Raw genomic sequence first — 15847 nt, forward strand, 5'->3', positions numbered from 1 at the left:
TTGGGGGCCGGGGTGTGACGGCCGTCGGTAGGCTGGCTGGAGCCGTGGGCGCGAGTTGAGGTGCACCCCCTCAAGCGTGATACGCTCCCCCGGTCATTTTGGGCGAGTGGCGGAATGGCAGACGCGCTGGCTTCAGGTGCCAGTGTCCTTCGGGACGTGGGGGTTCAAGTCCCCCTTCGCCCACAATTGGAGAAAAACCCCGGCTTCTGGCCGGGGTTTTTCGTTGTGCCTACGCGTCGATGGCGACGGTGTTCCGGCCGGCTTGCTTCGCGCGGTACATGGCGGCATCGGCCCGGGCCGTGACCGCGGCGGCATCCTCGTCAGGATCGGGCGACGAGGCGGCGCCGATGCTCAGCGTCGTCTGGATCGTCAGACCGAACTGATGGATCGGTTCGGCGGCCAGCGCGCGGATCCGTTCGCCGATCTCCACCACCTCTTCTGCGCTGCCGACGTTCGTCAACAGGATGAGCAGCTCGTCACCGCCGATGCGGCCGACCGTGTCGTCCAGGTGGACGCACTCGCGCATCCGGGTGGCGATCGTCGACAGCACGGCGTCGCCGACGGCATGGCCCCAGGTGTCGTTGATCTGTTTGAAGTGATCGATATCGCAATACAACAGGCCAACCAGTGCCCCGGGGGAGCGACGGCACTTCAGCGCGGCGTCCAAGCGGGCCATCGTTTCGGCACGGTTGACCAGGCCGGTGACGCTGTCGAACCGGGCCAGTTCCCGCAGCCGGTTACGCATATCGTCGACGGCCGCCGAAATCTCGGCGATCTCGCGGGGCCCGCCGCGGCCGATGGGTTGGTCGTAGTCGCCGTCAGCCACCGCGCGGACAGTGCTCACCAACTGGGATACCGGTTGGGTGAGCATCCGCCGCACCGTCGCGATGCAGCCGATGACGCTGGCGACCAAGAGCGCAAGCGCGACGTATTGGCTGATGTTCGCCTGGCGCAGCACCGAGCGGATGTGTTCGATCTCCTGGGCGATCAGCGTGTCGATCTGAGCATTGAGCGCGCGGAACCGTTCTCGCAGTTTGTCGAACAGAAGCTTGCCCTCGAGCACCATCTGGTCGAGCTGGGCGCGCGGAACCGGCCCGGTGCGGAGCGCGGCGATCTGGGGCGCCGCCGCCTGTCCGTTCCAGGTCGCGGCGGCGGTCAGCTCCTGCTCGTAGAGAGTGAGGAGCTCGTCGGCGTAGGTCATCCCGGCAAGCTCCCGATGTAGTTCGGGTGCAAGGCGATTGGCGGTGGCGACGCCGGCTTCATACAGTTCGAGGGCAATCGGGTTGCCGGTCAACATGTATGCGCGTTGCCCGGTCTCTTGGTCGACATAGGCGCGACTCAACTCCGAGGTCTGGGACCGGATGGGAATGAGTCGATCGCCGAGGGTGTGGACGGCGTTCGCGACGGAAACCCGGCCCGCGATCGAGGCGCCCATCGTGACGACGAAAACCAGGGCGATGATCCCGACGCAACAAAAAATCAGCGTCCGCAGGGAGAGCCGCCGTGTCCCCGAACCAGCCACAGGTTGACGATAAGGCAAGCACGACCGCGCTGTGTCAGCGCAGCACCACCTGCAGCGGCGCGCCGCGCCAGGGGTAGAGCGTGCTGCTGTTCACATCGACGATGCCGTACGAGTTCCAGAACCAGTCGTGGCAGACGTTCCAGTCCCAGCTCAGGACCTGGCTTCCGGGAATGGCGGGATCACCGGGACACCAGTGTGTGCAGGTCAGTCCCTGTGGGCAGTTGCCGCCCTGGTAGCTGGGGCCTTCGGCCTGTGCCGCGCCGGCACCCAGCGTCCACCCGGCCAGTGTGAGCGCGCCGGCCAGCACCGCCGAGCCTGTGAGCCGCGAAATCTTTGTCATGCGCCCAAGTCCAGTCGTCATCCTCGACTACCGATCCCAAGATCAGCGTTCGACGCGGGCGGGCCGGCAGATCCGCGTCTGGTTGCCGCCGGCGCGCTTGGCCGCGTACATGGCGGCGTCGGCCGACTGGATCAAATCGTCCATTGCGGAACTGCCGTCCCAGCGCACGATGGCTGCTCCGACGCTGGCGGTCACCGGCTGAGGCAGCGCGGCGATGGCTGCACACAGTTGCGCCGGCAGCTGTTCGGCGACCTCGGCGGGCACCGCGTCGATCACGATGAACTCCTCGCCGCCGAACCGTCCGATGATGGCCGAGGTGGTGCTGGTCTCGCGCAACACCCAGCCGACCGCGGTCAGCGCCTGGTCGCCGGCGAGGTGACCATAGGCGTCGTTGAGTTTCTTGAACTCGTCCAGATCGATCATCACGACTACCAGGTGCAGATCCTCGCCGGGCGAGGTGAGCAGCGTGGTGGCCCGCTCGTAAAAGGCGCGTCGGTTCAGCACGCCGGTGAGCGGGTCCTGATCCGAGCGCACGACATCGGCGCCCATCGTGCGCATCACCGCTTGAATCGCCAGCGGGACAGCGACATTGAGCTCGACCACCAACCACCAACCCGCACCGGCCACCGCCCAGCCGTAGATCGGGACTACCCGGGTTGCGCATAGCGCGCCGACTGCGATCCCGAGAACGACGATGAACGTGATCGCCTTCGAGTTGTGGAAGAACGCGGCGTAGCCGCCGACGACGGCCAGACCGGTGCAGCCCATCAGCGCGACCATCGGGTAGGTCTGCATCACGCAGCCCACGGCGATCAGGGTGCTGCCGAGGAAGGCCATTCGCAACGATCGCGCGCGAGTCGGCCAGCCCCGCAGCCACAGCGTGCTGTAGGTGATGCCGGTGAGCACCGCCGCCATGCCGAAGGTCCATGCCCACACCGGTGGCACGTTGCGCATCGTCGGCGTCGCGGCACCCATGAAGATCAAGGCCGCCGAGATCAGGGCCATCAGAATCTTGGTGGGCCACGCCAGTCCCCGTGCCCGCAGATACCCGGAAAGCCAGTCGAACTGGTCGGGCAGACCCCACCATCGCGCGAACGGTCCCCCGGCCTGGTTGCCCAGCCCGGACGCCCGTTCCGCGCTCACTGTGCCGTCCCTCCCCGCACCCGGTTCACGGTAGCGGGAGCAAATCGGTAGCGAGGCGAAACATCAACGTCGGCGGAAAATTGGGCATCGGAGTGCGGCACGGCGCACAAGCTTGGTTAACCTGGCTAAATGAGCACGCAATCGGTTCCCGGTGGGGTGGTGCACACGCTTCCCGCCGATCTGCGCACGGCACTGCTCGGCAACGACACCGCACTTGCGGCCTGGCGCGACATCACTCCCCTGGCCCGCAACGAGTTCATCTGCTGGGTCGAGGACGCCAAGCAGGACAAGACCCGCGAGCGCCGCATCCGCCGTACGCAGGAAGAACTCGAGGAAGGCATGCGTCGGCCGTGCTGCTGGCCGGGATGCAAGCACCGGGAGCGCACCGGCAAGGCCTAGCTGAGGCCGCGCAGCAGCACCGCCAGCCCGAACTCGAAATGGTCGTCGGCGCGTCTAGGCTTGGGTCCGCCGGTCGCCAGCGCCGCCGAAAGCTCTTGTCCCACTTCGGCGCCCGACTCCCACGGCTCCTCCGGCGCGGCCAGATCCAATGCCGACCCCAGCACGAAACAGTCCATCAGGGTGATCGCCCGCAAGGTGTCGGCCGGATCGAAACCGGCGCGGCGGAGCGTCACGGCCAGCACGTTGTACATCCGGATGGCATGACTGCTGTTGACGGCGTAGGCGGTCAGCAGCGGGATCAGCCGGGGATAGCGGGCGTAGCTGCGCCGGTAGGACCGCAGGATGTCGGCGACCACATCGGTCCACGGGCGGTCGGGTTCGTCGTCGGGCAGCTCGACTTCTGACATCGCCCGCTCGCGCAGCAGCTCGACGATCTGATCGCGCCCAGTCACGTGGTTGTATAGCGAAGACGGGCTGACCTGCAATTTCTTCGCCAGATCCGGCATCGTGAAACCGCCGGTGGCACTGACCAGGTCCATGGCCGCAGACGCGATCCGGTCGGTGGACAGCAGCGGTGTAGGCGGCCGGCCCATCGCGATCCCCTTTTCTCGGCCCTCTCTCCTCTTGCGAAGAAGTATGAGCCAGTTCACACTAAAACGAAACAGATTCGTTTTAGGAGTTCGATGATCACCCTCACCGCGCCCGCGCCCGAGCCGCTGTCTCGCTCGGGCCCGTCGGATCGCCCGCCACTGCGGGTGGGACTGGTCCAGCACCGGTGGCGCCCCGACCGCGACGAACTCGTCGCCACGGTGCGGGCCGGGATCGACAGCGCGGCCGGCGAGGGCGCGTCGGTGGTGTTCCTGCCCGAGATCACCCTGCTGCGCTACCCCGCCGACACCCCGGCGGGCGCTCATCCCGCCGCCCTGGCCGAGGATCTGGAGAACGGCCCCACCTTTGATCTGGCGGCCGGCGCCGCGCGGGACAACGGGATCTTCGTGCACGCCTCGCTCTACGAGAAGACACCCGACGAGTCCGACGGCCTGGGCTACAACACGGCGATCCTGGTCTCCCCCGGCGGCGAGCTGGTGGGCCGAACCCGCAAGCTGCACATCCCGATCTCGGCGGGTTACTACGAGGACACCTACTTCCGGCCCGGGCCGGACACCGATCCGTACCCCGTCTATGCCCCCGACGGTCTCGACGTCCGTCTCGGCATGCCGACCTGCTGGGACGAGTGGTTCCCCGAAGTCGCGCGCAATTACTCCCTCGCGGGCGCGGAGGTCGTCGTCTACCCCACCGCCATCGGGTCCGAACCGGTCTTCCCCGACTTCGACACTCGCCCGCTGTGGCAACAGGTGATCGTCGCCAACGGCATCAACAGCGGCCTGTTCATGGTGGTGCCCAACCGAGTTGGCGACGAGGGCGCGGTGACGTTCTACGGTTCCTCGTTCATCTCCGACCCCTACGGCCGCGTCCTGGTGCAGGCGCCCCGCGACGAGGAGGCAGTGCTGGTCACCGATCTCGACCTCGACCAGCGCCGGGACTGGCTGGAGCTGTTCCCGTTCCTGCTCACCCGCCGCCCCGACACCTACGCGAGCCTGACACGTCCGGTCGTCACCAGTGAGCCCTACGGCGCAGGCCATGCGGCGACGGCGGTGGTCAAGTGAGTTCGACGCTGTTCTCCGGTGGGGTGGTGTGGACCGGGACCGGCAGCGACGTGGACGCGGTTCTGGTGACCGACGGGGTGGTCCGCGCTGTAGGTGCGCAAGCCCGCGAACTCGCCGGTGAAATCGACTGTGAACACGTCGATCTCGACGGCGGATTCCTGATGCCCTCCTTCGGTGACGGCCACGCCCACCCGCTGTACGGCGGTCTCGAAGCCGTTGGGCCCGCGGTCCGGGGCTGCGGCACGATCGACGAAATCGTCACCGCGGTCAAGGTTTACGCCGAGGAGCATGCCGACGAGGAATGGATCGTCGGCGCATCCTACGACGGCAGTCTTGCTGAAGGCGGCCTGTTCGACGCCCGTTGGCTGGACGCCGCGGTACCGGATCGGCCCGTGGTGCTGCGGGCCTGGGATTACCACACGATCTGGTGCAACACCGCGGCCATCGAGCGCGCGGGTATCACCGCCGAGACCCCCGATCCGGTGCTCGGGGAGATCCCGCACCGCGCCGACGGGTCCGTGTTGGGCACATTGCGGGAATGGGGCGCAACGGATTTGGTGATGGCGGTGATGCCCCCTCGTGATGAGGGGCAGCGCATCGCCGCCCTCGGGACGGCGGCTGACTACTACCTGGCTCGCGGGGTCACCTGGGTCCAGGATGCGTGGGTCGAGCCCGGCGACGTCGCCACGTACATCGCGGCGGCTCGTCAGGGCGCCCTGCGCATGCGGTTCAATCTGGCGCTGTACGCCGATCCACGCCATTTCGATTCGCAGATAGAACAATTCGCCGCATCCCGCAGCGCAGTCGAGGACGTGGGATCGCCCCTGCTCACCGCGCAGACGGTGAAGTTCTTCGCCGACGGCGTCGTCGAGAACGAGACCGGGGCACTGCTGGCGCCCTATTGTTCCGGGCTGCACAGCCACGGCATGACGAACTGGGAAGGCGATTCACTGGCCGAGGCGGTCCGTCGTGTCGACGAGCTCGGGCTGCAGATCCACATCCATGCCATCGGTGACGCCGCCGTCCGCCAGGCGCTTGATGCGATCGCATATGCCCAGCAGCGCAACGGGAGTCGTGACCGTAGGCCGGTGATCGCCCACGTACAGCTGGTGGATGAGGCCGACATCGGTCGGTTCGCCGCGCTCGACGTGATCCCCAACATGCAACCGCTGTGGGCGCAGATGGATGCGCTCATGACAGTGCTGACCATCCCCCGGCTCGGGGCCGAGCGCGCCGACCGGCAGTACCAGATGCAAACCCTCAACCGCTCCGGCGCCGCGCTCGCGTTCGGGTCGGACTGGCCGGTGTCCTCGGGCGCGCCCCTGGACGGCATCGCGGTCGCGACCTCGCGCCGGACCTCCGAGGGGCAGCCCGACGGCGGGTGGACCCCACACGAGATCGTGCCGATCGAGCGCGCACTGTCCGCCTACACCCACGCCGTCGCCTACCAGGCGTTCGCCGAAAACAGTTGGGGAGTAATCACTCCCGGAGCAAGCGCCGATCTGGTGTGGCTCGACCACGATCCGCGGAACACACCGCCGCTGGATCTGCCCGGCGTGGGCATCCGCGCCACCTACGTGCGCGGTGCGCAGGCCTACCGGGCCGACGACGGAAAGGTACGAGCATGACCGCTGAATACATCACCGGCCCCCACGAGGGGCACCTGAAACGGGCGCTCGGTCTGCCGTCGCTGGTGCTGTTCGGGCTGGTGTACATGGTCCCGCTGACCGTGTTCACCACCTACGGCATCGTCACCGAAACCTCCGGTGGCCGACTGCCATTGGCATACATCGTCACGCTCATCACCATGGTGTTCACCGCGCTGTCCTACGCGCGGATGGCGGCGGCGATCCCGGTTGCCGGATCGGCGTACACCTACACACAGCGCACCTTCGGAGCACCCGTCGGCTTCCTCGCCGGGTGGTCGCTGCTGCTGGACTACCTGTTCCTGCCGATGCTGAACTATCTGGTCATCGGGCTCTACCTGAACGCGGCGCTGCCCGCGCTCCCCGCGTGGGTCATCGTCCTGGTCTCGATAGCGATCGTCACGGTGCTCAACATCGTCGGCATCGTGTCCGTCGCGCGGGCCAACTTCCTGATCATCGCCATCCAGGCGATCTTCATCGTGGTGTTCGTCGCCCTCGCAGTCGCCAAGACCACCGGCTACGGAACCGTCGACCTGATGGCGCCCTTCACCGGCGACGGCACCGCGGGCGGGATGAGCCCCATCCTGGCCGGCGCGGCCATCCTGTGTCTGTCCTTCCTCGGCTTCGACGCGGTCTCCACACTGTCCGAAGAGGCGCGCGACGCCAAACGTACAGTGCCGCAGGCGATCATGATCGCGACCATTGTCTCGGGGATCATCTTCATCGTGCTGTCCTACGCGTCGCAGCTGGTGTTCCCGTCCAACAAGTTCGCCGACGTGGACACCGGATCGACCGACGTGATGCTGGCCACGGGCGGGGCGTTCGTCAACACGTTCTTCACCGCGGCCTACGTGGCCGGTGCGCTGGGTTCGGCACTGACCTCCCAGGCCTCGGTAGCCCGCATCCTCTACGCGATGGGCCGCGACGGCATCCTGCCCCGCAAGGTGTTCGGGCACGTGTCCGCCAAATACAGCACACCGGTATACGCCATCCTCACGGTCAGCGTCATCTCGCTCGCCGCCATCTGGATCGATCTGGCGATTCTCGCGTCGGTCGTCAGTTTCGGTGCGCTGGTGGCCTTCTCGGTGGTGAACCTGTCGGTCATCAAGCACTACTTCGTCGACATGAAGCAACGAAACATCCTGCTCAACCTGATCGCGCCGGTGATCGGCTTCCTGCTCACCGCCTGGTTGTGGACCAGCCTGTCGGGCACCGCGTTGACGATCGGATTGATCTGGCTGGCAATCGGATTCGTGTGGCTACTGGTCGTCACCCGGGGATTCAGCCGGCCCACACCGGTGCTGGATCTGGACTACGAGTGAGCCTGCAGGGCTATCCGGTCGCCGCCCCTGCGCTGGACGGCCCGGTGTGGTTCGACCAGAGCTGGTTGGACCTGACGTTCCTGCACTGGCCGGTTCGCCCCGACGACGTGGCGCACCTGTACCCGCCGGGTACCCGCCCGGATGTGTTCGACGGCGTGACCTACGTCGGGCTGATCCCGTTCCGGATGGGCTACACGAAGGTGGGCGCGAGCCCCGCCGTGCCCTATTTCGGCGCCTTCGCCGAAACCAACGTGCGGCTGTACTCCGTGGATGATGCGGGACGGCACGGTGTGCTGTTCCGGTCGCTGGAAACCGCGCGCCTGGCGGTGGTGCCGGCCGTCCGCCTGACGATGGGGGTGCCCTACACGTGGGCGCGGATGCGGGTGACCCGCTCGGCGAACGTGATCCGCTACGACAGCGTGCGGCGCTGGCCGCGGCGCGGATTGCGTAGCCGTGTCACGGTCGGGCTCGGTGAGTCCGTCGTGGCGACCCCGTTGGAGATCTGGCTGACCGCGCGCTGGGGCGCCCACACCCGCAAGGCCGGGCGTACCTGGTGGGTGCCCAACGAGCACGATCCCTGGCCGCTGCAGGCCGCGGATCTGTTGGGTCTCGACGACGAGCTGGTGGCGGCAGGCGGTGTGCGCACCGCGGGTGAACGGCTGCGGGCGTTGTACTCCCCCGGCATGCGGACCAGATTCGGACGGCCGATCGTGATCGCCGGTGGACGACTCTCGCAGTAAGCTCACAGCATGGTTTCACGGGTGGGGATCTCTCGGGCGCTGCTGGCTGCCGCGTGCGGAGCGCTCTTCGTGGCCGCGCCCGTCGTCGTCGCCGCCCCCGCCGGCGCCTGCCCGATCGGGCATCTGTCCGACCCCATCACCGGTCAGTGCTATGTGGCCAACAGCGGTGTGCCGACCGTCGGCGGAATCCCGTGTATCCCAGGCAAATCGCTGGGCACCTGCCTGGGCATCCTGCAGAATCAGTCGCCGCGCGGCGGCGGCCCGCCGGTGGGCGGGCCCTGGCCCTAGGCCGGGTCGTCTGGGGTGTTGCCCCTGGTTGTCTCGACGGCTTGCGCCAAAATGCTGGCCACCACCGACTCGACCCGCGACTCGATCGAGAACGCGAGGGAAGCCGTGACGGAGGACACCGCCTGAGTGCGGAAGCGCACCAGCATCGTGATCATCTCGGCCACTTCGGTGTCCGGCGGCAGTGGCGACCCCGGGTTGAGCCGTTCGCCGATGTGCTCCACACCCGCCTGCACCAGGATCCCACTGATCTGGTCGACCAGCGGGGTGGTCTTCTCGTAGATGTCGATGAGCGTTGCAACGGTCACGCCGTACTGGCGGATCTCGTTGAACGCCTCGATCAGCTTGGGGCGCACCAGAGTCACGTCGTGTCCGTCGTCCTCGAGCTTGATCACCCCGAGCCCGACCAGCCGGTCGAATCCGGCGTCGTCGTCGACGAGTCTGCGTGCCTCGGCGACCGGCATCCGCTCGGGCTTCTCGGTGGCCCAGCTTCCGGCGATCGCCGATTCCAGCCCCAGCATGTCCCCGACGTTCTTGCCCTGCTCCCAGGCCGACAGCATCTCGTTGACGTGGGCGATGTTGTAGCCCCGGTCCAGCAGGGAGGTGATCATCCGCAGCCGGGTCAGATGGGTGTCGTTGAACAGCGCGATCCGCCCGACCCGCAGCGGTGGGTGCAGCAGCCCGCGGTCGCGATAGACGCGGATGTTGCGAGTCGTGGTCCCGGCGAGCCGGGCCAGCTCGTCGATGCGGTACTCCCCCGAGGCCGCCACCTCGTGCGGCTGCACAGCGGCGTCGAACAGCTGGGACACCGCTGCTTCCACGACGTCGCGGGATCCGCGGCGCAGCCGCCGCAGAATGCTCGGGATCGGACCCGTCATCTCATGCCGTCGAGACGACCACACGCGGCCCGGCATCCACTGCCACCGCCTCGTAGTCCTCGAACCGGAACTGTCGCATCTGTCGAAGATACTGTGTCGCGAAGCCCGGATACATCGAGGCGTTGAACCCGTCGGCTGTCAGATACCAGCTGTTGCAGCCCGACATCCACGTGGTCTTGGTCAGGCGCCTCTGCATGCGGTCGTTGTAGCGGCGTTGCACGTCGGCACGCACGTCGAGGTACCGCAGGTTTTGGCGCAGGATCGTGGTGACTCCGGTGACGGCGTAGTCGATCTGCCCCTCGACGTAGACCAGCAGCGAATTGTGGCCGGGCCCGGAATTCGGGCCGGTCATGAAGAACAGGTTCGGGTAGCCGTGTGCGCTGGAGCTCTTGTAGGCCTCGGCATGTTCGGCCCATTCCTGTTGCAGGCAGCGGCCATCGAGCCCGGTGATCGAGAACGGCGGACCCGACAGGTGCACGTCGTATCCGGTGGCGAACACAATGGCATCGAGGTGATGCTCGATGCCATCACTGGTGCGGATGCCGACCGGGCTCAGGGTGGCGATGGGCCAGTCGATCAGCTTGCAGTTGTCGCGCTGCAGCGCCGGGTAGTAGTCACTGGAGACCAGCATGCGTTTGCAGCCCGGGGTGAAGTCCGGGGTGAGCTGGCGGCGCAGCCACGGGTCGGCCACCGAGCGTCGCAGATGCGCCTTTCCGAGCCGGGCGACCAGCCGGCTGGCGGGGGTGTCCCAGACCAGCGCCGCCGCGCTCGCCTCGTGACCCCAGTACAGTGCCTGGCGTGCAAATGCCTGGGCGGCAGGCACTTTCGCGAACAGTTCCTGCACGGCGTCGGGCATCGACACGTCCAGCCGGGGCAGTACCCAGCCGGGAGTGCGCTGGAAAACCTTGACGGCCGCGGCGGTCTTGACCAGTTCGGGAACGATCTGTACCGCACTGGCGCCGGTTCCGATCACCCCGACCCGTTTCCCGGCGAAATCGTAGTCGTGATCCCAGGCCGCGCTGTGGATCTTGTGCCCGCGGTAGCTGTCGATACCGCGGATGTCGGGGAATTTGTGGTCGGCCAGCGGACCGGACGCCAGGATCACGGTACGGGCCTGAATCTGTTTGCGGCCCTTCGCCGTCACGGTCCAAACTCCGGCCTGCTCATCAAAGCTCAACCCGGTGACCTCGGTGTCGAATCGGATCAGCGGTCGCAGCCCGTGCTGGTCGGTCAGATCCTCGATGTGGCCGCAGATCTCGGCACCCGACGGGTAGGCGCGCGACCAGCTCGGGTTCTTGACGAACGAGAACGAGTACAGAAGTGACGGGATGTCGCAGGCCACCCCGGGGTAGGTGTTGTCCCGCCAGGTGCCACCGACCCGGCCGTTGCGTTCGACGATGACGATGTCGTCGACGCCGGCCTGTCTGAGCTTGATGGCGGTGCCCAGTCCGGTGAAGCCCGCGCCGACGATGAGAGTGTCGTGGATGTGCTTGACGGCGGCCATGTTTCAGGCCGCCGGCTCGTGGGTCAGTTCCTTGAACCAGCTCGGAATCGGACTGAGCAGTCTGCGCGGTATCCGGTCGGACGCCCACACCATCGGGTTGGCGACCCAGTGGTAGGGGTTGTTGGGTTTGATCACCATGCGGGCGTGCAGTTTGAGGATCTGATAGGTCGGGACGCGGTGTGTGTACTCGCCGCGCTCGCCGAGGGTGCGGAACCGCTTGACGGCGTTGTAGAGCCGCTCGGGCTCCAGTCCCATCCCGACGATCTCGTTGCGGATCCGATTGAGCAGCGGAATGTACATGATCGCGCCGATGATCAGCCCGGGGGTGGCGACACTGCCGACGAACTCGATCGCCAACCGCCGCAGATCGGCCTGTCCGATCATGTTCAGCACCTCGAAATCGACGGCGAGGTGCCGGGATTCGTCGTTGTTGATCTTCTCGAAGACCTGATGGCAGACGGGGTCGTCGACCTCCTCGAGCAGGAACTTGAGCAGGGCACCGTCGAGCGCCACCTCGAGCATCGGGATGACGGTGCCCAGGATCGACAGCGACATGGAGTCGGCGTAGGTGTCCAGCCAGTCCATCGACAGACGGATGTTGACGTTGGGTTCGGGCATCTCGCCGTCGTCGAGCATGCCCCAGCGCTTCATCAGCGCGAGTTCGGCATTGGCATGCCGCTGTTCCTCGGCGTGGAAATAGCGGTAGATCTCGGCGATCGTCGGGTTGGGTGCCTTCTTGGCCAGCGCGGCGAATCCGCGGGCGCCGATGTTCTCGATCCAGCACAGATCCGCCATGAACGCCTTGAGCTTCGGGCGTTGCTCGTCGGTGATGCGTTCGGCACCTGGCGCGTTCCAGTCGATGTCGGCCAGCGCCCACTGCCGGTCCTTGATCTTGGCCAGCATGACGTCCATGTCGATCGCCATCGATTCTCCTAGGTGGTGACGCGGGTGACGAATCCGGCGGCGCGGGTGTACACCGTCGGAGTGAAACGTTTGATACCCCAGCCGATTCGGGCTTCAGGCTGGGGCATGCAGTAGAGACCGCCGCGGTCGAGGGTGTCCAGGCACATGCGGGCGACCCGGTCGGCGGAGAATCCGGTCCACCGCATCAGCTGCTCGGCACGGTGTGTCGTCTCGGTCGGGATGCGGCCGGATTCGAGGATGTTGGTCTTGACGAAGGTGGGGCACAGCACCGTGACATTCACCGCGGTGCCGGACATTTCGGCGGCAAGGGTCTCCGACAGCGACAGGGTGCCCGCCTTACTGACGTTGTAGGCGGCCATCCCGGGTGCGGCGCCGAACGCCGCGGCCGAGGCCACGTTGATGATCCCTGCCGGACGGCCGGCGTCGCGCAGGATCGGGGCGAAGACGTGGCAGCCGTGGATCGGTCCCCACAGGTTGACGTTGAGTACCCACGTCCAGTCGGCGAGGTCGACGTCGCCGATCGGCTTCCCGCCGGCACCCACACCGGCGTTGTTGACGACCAGCGTCGGTGGGCCGCCGAACCACGACTGTGCCTGCTCGGCAAGGCGATACACGTCGTCGATCTGGGTGACATCACACGCGACCGCCAGCGCGCGGTCGCCGATCGCGCCGGCGGTCTTGCGCGCGGCACCCTCGTCGATGTCGCTGCACACCACCCGCCCGCCCCGCGCGGCCAGCTCGGTCGCGAAGGCGGCGCCGATACCGCTGCCCGCACCGGTGATGACGGCGTCGGCGTTGTGACTGCGTTTTGTACCGAAAATGCCCATGCTTAACCCACCTGGCCGACACTGGTGTCGCACAACGCATTTGTGATGAACGCGGTAATCTCACGCATTGACCGCGCGGCCGAGGGAGTCAGGCGAGGTAGGGCCTGGAAGACGTGCACTTGGTCGGGCCAGATGCGCAGATCGCATTCGCCGCCGGCACGGCGCAGGTCGTCGGCGAGGGCGACGGCGTCGGCCGCGAGCATCTCCGCGCCACCGGCATGGATCAGAGTGGCCGGCAGCAGCCGCCCACCGGCGACGTCGAGCGCTAGTCTCGGGTGCACGGGATCGACACCGGCACAGTACAACTCGACCAACCGTGCGGCGTCCCGGGAGCGGATGGCGGGGTCACGGCCGGTGCGCTCCCACGTTCGGGCGAGCCCGAACGTCAGGTCAAGCAGCGGTGACAGCAGCACGAGGGCGGCGGGATGCGAAACCTCAGGTTGCAGCAGCAGATCGACCGCGAGATGGCCGCCCGCGGAGTCGCCGGCGATCACCAAGTGTTCGGGCGACATCCCGCGGTCGCCGGTCAGCCAGTCCCAGCCGGCGCGCACATCGTCCGCGGCGGTCGGGAACCGGTGCCGCGGTGCCAGCCGATAGTCGATGCTGAACACGGGCAGACCCGTCAACTGCGACAACCATGAGGTAAGGCGGCGGTGGGTGCGTGGTGAGCAGAGCGCGTATCCGCTGCCGTGCACGAAGTAGATCCCCCGCCGAGCCGTCACGTCCGGGGCGACACCTCGGCCGCACACCCATTCGCCGACGACCCGACGCCCGTCCGACGTCCGAGTGTCCACCGGAACGGTCGTGGTCCCGGACAAGGTCGGTCCGAAGGTGTCCATGATGCGAGCCACGATCTGGCGCGAAGCCCAGAGACCCCACGCCTGGTCGGGCGGCAGCACGGCGCTGAGCTGTCGCAGGGTCAGGCTGCTCGCGACGTTCGCGCTTCGACTTCGCCACTCGGATATCGATCCGCTGAACATTTGATGGATACAACGCCCAATAGTGACATTTGTCAATGTCACTATTGGGCAATGTCGATTATCAGTCGTCGAAGATCGCGACGGCTCTGGTCCACCCCGCCGATGCGGCGTGAACCTTCACCGGGAAGCACGACACCTCAAAGCCGTTGGGCGGCAACGACTCCAGATTGTGCAGCTTCTCGATATGGGAGTAGCCGATGGTGCGGCCGGCGCGGTGGCCTTCCCAGATGATCGACGGGTCGTGGTCCTCGGCGTATCGCTGCGCGGTGTACGAGAATGGCGCGTCCCAGCTCCAGGCGTCGGTCCCGGTGAGCCGTACACCCCGCTCGAGCAGGTACAACGTCGCGTCGCGGCCCATGCCGCACCCGGTCCCGACGTAGTCGGGCTCCCCGTACCGCGCGCCCGCACTGGTGTTGACGAGCACGATCTCCAAGGGGGACAACGTATGTCCGATGCGATCGAGTTCGGCCTCGACGTCGGCCGCGGCCACCACGTAACCGTCCGGAAAGTGGCGGAAGTCGAGTTTGACGGCGGGCTGCAGGCACCACTCCAGCGGAACCTCGTCGATGGTGATCGCGCGCTTGCCGCCGTCCATCGTCGACGCGTAGTGGTACGGGGCGTCGAGATGCGTTCCGTTATGGGTGGTGATCCGCACCCGCTCGATGGCCCAGCCTTCGCCGTCCGGAAGGTCGTCCACGGTGGCGCCGGGGAAGAACGACACCACGTCGGCGGCGGTCTGTTTGTGGTCGTAGTAGTCGATCTCCGGCAGATGACCGGGCGGGTCTGAGGCGATGCCGGCCTGCAGCGGGACGGAGATGTCGACGAACCTTCTCATCGCATCTTTCTACGCCCTGGGATGGAACGACTCCACGGGGTTGACCAAGCCCACCGTGACCGCGTTGCCGATCTGTCCTCCGACGTCGAACACCGCGACCGCACCGGACGCGATGCCGTGGGTGCTGTTGTGCGACGTGGCCGCCAGACCGATGTACTCCCCCACCGGTTCGCGGGCCAGCGTGAGCGTGTAGTCGGCGTTGATGTAACGCAAACCGCCTGTGCCCCAATGGGATGTCGCACTGGCCGCGTCCGCGGCCATCGCCACGGTGACGAACGGGCTGGTGACCTCGCCCTCGACCAGTGGGCGGACCTGCCGGATCCACGCGTACTTGGGGCCGGTGGCGTCACCCCATTCGGTGAAGGCCATCGCGCCGGTGGATGGGCCGTCTCCCCCGTATCCCCAGACGAACATCATCAGGTCGTCGGGCAACGGACCGGGATCCGGTGGCAGCGGGGGCATGGTGACCGGTGAGGACCAGATGTCTCCTGCCGGGTGCTCACCGCGGCGCAGGAACACAGCGCTGGCCCGGGACACCACGACGTCGTTCTGGACGAGGTCGGCGTCGACCAGCCGGATGCGCTTGCCATCGCGGCGCACGGTGGTGCGGACCGAGAGCGGTTCGATGAAGGTGGGCCGCAGCAGGTCGACGGTCAACCGCGCGGGCACCAGGTCCGGGCCGCTGCCCGCCTGTTCCAGTGAGCGCGCGAGGATGCCGCCGACGACGTGCCCGCTGATCGTCTGGCCCCACGGCCCTTTACATGTCGCGCTGGGCAACAGCACGTCGCCGTCGGGGACGAGATACGCCGGACGTGTCACGAGCTCACACGATAGC

At 67.0% G+C, this 15847-nt stretch carries 17 protein-coding genes and 1 tRNA gene; 7 read left to right on the top strand and 11 right to left on the bottom strand.

The genetic code is table 11. The features are described from left to right. Positions 1–100: 100 nt before the first annotated feature. Positions 101–183 (top strand) — tRNA-Leu (locus tag EV580_RS15725). A 46-nt stretch (positions 184–229) separates the two neighbouring features. On the opposite strand, the gene EV580_RS34260 is transcribed toward EV580_RS15725, so the two are convergent. The 3 genes from EV580_RS34260 to EV580_RS15740 are packed head-to-tail and all read right to left on the bottom strand — an operon-like array spanning position 230 to position 3005. Next, on the bottom strand, positions 230–1522 hold the full coding sequence (locus tag EV580_RS34260; RefSeq protein WP_286171571.1) for a diguanylate cyclase domain-containing protein: 1293 nt from the start codon (positions 1520–1522) through the stop codon (positions 230–232). Positions 1523–1556: 34 nt separating this feature from the next. Further along, entirely contained in the window at positions 1557–1862 is a 306-nt protein-coding gene (locus tag EV580_RS15735; protein ID WP_208114615.1) for a hypothetical protein, read from the bottom strand. Between the two features lie 42 nt (positions 1863–1904). Continuing rightward, entirely contained in the window at positions 1905–3005 is a 1101-nt protein-coding gene (locus EV580_RS15740) for a GGDEF domain-containing protein (protein WP_133692075.1), read from the bottom strand. Positions 3006–3134: 129 nt separating this feature from the next. Here EV580_RS15740 and EV580_RS15745 point away from each other — a divergent pair, with 129 nt between their 5' ends. After that, positions 3135–3404 carry a YdeI/OmpD-associated family protein gene (locus EV580_RS15745; protein WP_133692076.1) on the top strand — a complete coding sequence of 90 codons (270 nt, stop codon included), beginning with the start codon at positions 3135–3137 and terminating at the stop codon, positions 3402–3404. Here the strand turns inward: EV580_RS15745 and EV580_RS15750 are convergent. Further along, positions 3401–3997, bottom strand: coding sequence for a TetR/AcrR family transcriptional regulator C-terminal domain-containing protein (locus EV580_RS15750; RefSeq protein ID WP_133692077.1), 597 nt, complete (start codon positions 3995–3997; stop codon positions 3401–3403). The two genes, EV580_RS15745 and EV580_RS15750, sit on opposite strands and share 4 nt — an antisense overlap. 90 nt (positions 3998–4087) lie before the next feature. Here EV580_RS15750 and EV580_RS15755 point away from each other — a divergent pair, with 90 nt between their 5' ends. The 5 genes from EV580_RS15755 to EV580_RS15775 are packed head-to-tail and all read left to right on the top strand — an operon-like array spanning position 4088 to position 9067. After that, a complete protein-coding gene (locus EV580_RS15755) occupies positions 4088–5071 on the top strand; it encodes a nitrilase-related carbon-nitrogen hydrolase (RefSeq protein WP_133692078.1) in 984 nt (327 codons plus the stop codon). Next, positions 5068–6699, top strand: coding sequence for an amidohydrolase (locus EV580_RS15760; protein ID WP_133692079.1), 1632 nt, complete (start codon positions 5068–5070; stop codon positions 6697–6699). Before EV580_RS15755 ends, EV580_RS15760 begins: the two co-directional genes overlap by 4 nt. After that, entirely contained in the window at positions 6696–8039 is a 1344-nt protein-coding gene (locus EV580_RS15765; protein ID WP_133692080.1) for an APC family permease, read from the top strand. Before EV580_RS15760 ends, EV580_RS15765 begins: the two co-directional genes overlap by 4 nt. Further along, positions 7997–8779, top strand: a complete 783-nt coding sequence (locus EV580_RS15770; protein ID WP_133692264.1) for a YqjF family protein — start codon at positions 7997–7999, stop codon at positions 8777–8779. Before EV580_RS15765 ends, EV580_RS15770 begins: the two co-directional genes overlap by 43 nt. A gap of 9 nt (positions 8780–8788) precedes the next feature. Then, on the top strand, positions 8789–9067 hold the full coding sequence (locus EV580_RS15775; RefSeq protein ID WP_133692081.1) for a hypothetical protein: 279 nt from the start codon (positions 8789–8791) through the stop codon (positions 9065–9067). Here the strand turns inward: EV580_RS15775 and EV580_RS15780 are convergent. The 7 genes from EV580_RS15780 to EV580_RS15810 all read right to left on the bottom strand — a co-directional run bounded on the left by EV580_RS15780 (position 9064) and on the right by EV580_RS15810 (position 15831). Beyond that, positions 9064–9942: a MerR family transcriptional regulator gene (locus EV580_RS15780; RefSeq protein ID WP_133692082.1), complete on the bottom strand. Its 879-nt coding sequence runs from the start codon at positions 9940–9942 to the stop codon at positions 9064–9066. The genes EV580_RS15775 and EV580_RS15780 overlap by 4 nt on opposite strands. Position 9943: 1 nt before the next feature. Next, positions 9944–11446: a flavin-containing monooxygenase gene (locus EV580_RS15785; RefSeq protein WP_133692083.1), complete on the bottom strand. Its 1503-nt coding sequence runs from the start codon at positions 11444–11446 to the stop codon at positions 9944–9946. Positions 11447–11449: 3 nt separating this feature from the next. After that, positions 11450–12370 carry a ferritin-like domain-containing protein gene (locus tag EV580_RS15790; RefSeq protein WP_133692084.1) on the bottom strand — a complete coding sequence of 307 codons (921 nt, stop codon included), beginning with the start codon at positions 12368–12370 and terminating at the stop codon, positions 11450–11452. An 8-nt stretch (positions 12371–12378) separates the two neighbouring features. Continuing rightward, entirely contained in the window at positions 12379–13197 is an 819-nt protein-coding gene (locus EV580_RS15795) for an SDR family NAD(P)-dependent oxidoreductase (protein ID WP_133692085.1), read from the bottom strand. A gap of 2 nt (positions 13198–13199) precedes the next feature. Further along, the gene (locus tag EV580_RS15800; protein WP_133692086.1) at positions 13200–14177 is read right to left on the bottom strand and encodes an alpha/beta hydrolase; all 978 of its coding nucleotides are present in this window, start codon (positions 14175–14177) and stop codon (positions 13200–13202) included. A 61-nt stretch (positions 14178–14238) separates the two neighbouring features. Further along, complete coding sequence (locus tag EV580_RS15805) at positions 14239–15012, bottom strand: cyclase family protein (RefSeq protein WP_133692087.1); 774 nt, start codon at positions 15010–15012, stop codon at positions 14239–14241. A 9-nt stretch (positions 15013–15021) separates the two neighbouring features. Further along, on the bottom strand, positions 15022–15831 hold the full coding sequence (locus EV580_RS15810) for an acyl-CoA thioesterase domain-containing protein (RefSeq protein ID WP_133692088.1): 810 nt from the start codon (positions 15829–15831) through the stop codon (positions 15022–15024). Positions 15832–15847 lie beyond the last annotated feature (16 nt).

Origin of the sequence: Mycobacterium sp. BK086, assembly GCA_004362315.1 — a bacterium.
Lineage (GTDB): Bacteria > Actinomycetota > Actinomycetes > Mycobacteriales > Mycobacteriaceae > Mycobacterium.

What these genes read in the sequence shown, in the direction of transcription:
- EV580_RS15735 (WP_208114615.1), bottom strand. Translation starts at nt 1,862, where the DNA reads ATGACAAAGATTTCGCGGCTCACAGGCTCGGCGGTGCTGGCCGGCGCG.
- EV580_RS15745 (WP_133692076.1), top strand. Translation starts at nt 3,135, where the DNA reads ATGAGCACGCAATCGGTTCCCGGTGGGGTGGTGCACACGCTTCCCGCC.
- EV580_RS15750 (WP_133692077.1), bottom strand. Translation starts at nt 3,997, where the DNA reads ATGGGCCGGCCGCCTACACCGCTGCTGTCCACCGACCGGATCGCGTCT.
- EV580_RS15755 (WP_133692078.1), top strand. Translation starts at nt 4,088, where the DNA reads ATGATCACCCTCACCGCGCCCGCGCCCGAGCCGCTGTCTCGCTCGGGC.
- EV580_RS15765 (WP_133692080.1), top strand. Translation starts at nt 6,696, where the DNA reads ATGACCGCTGAATACATCACCGGCCCCCACGAGGGGCACCTGAAACGG.
- EV580_RS15775 (WP_133692081.1), top strand. Translation starts at nt 8,789, where the DNA reads ATGGTTTCACGGGTGGGGATCTCTCGGGCGCTGCTGGCTGCCGCGTGC.
- EV580_RS15780 (WP_133692082.1), bottom strand. Translation starts at nt 9,942, where the DNA reads ATGACGGGTCCGATCCCGAGCATTCTGCGGCGGCTGCGCCGCGGATCC.
- EV580_RS15785 (WP_133692083.1), bottom strand. Translation starts at nt 11,446, where the DNA reads ATGGCCGCCGTCAAGCACATCCACGACACTCTCATCGTCGGCGCGGGC.
- EV580_RS15790 (WP_133692084.1), bottom strand. Translation starts at nt 12,370, where the DNA reads ATGGCGATCGACATGGACGTCATGCTGGCCAAGATCAAGGACCGGCAG.
- EV580_RS15795 (WP_133692085.1), bottom strand. Translation starts at nt 13,197, where the DNA reads ATGGGCATTTTCGGTACAAAACGCAGTCACAACGCCGACGCCGTCATC.
- EV580_RS15800 (WP_133692086.1), bottom strand. Translation starts at nt 14,177, where the DNA reads ATGTTCAGCGGATCGATATCCGAGTGGCGAAGTCGAAGCGCGAACGTC.
- EV580_RS15805 (WP_133692087.1), bottom strand. Translation starts at nt 15,012, where the DNA reads ATGAGAAGGTTCGTCGACATCTCCGTCCCGCTGCAGGCCGGCATCGCC.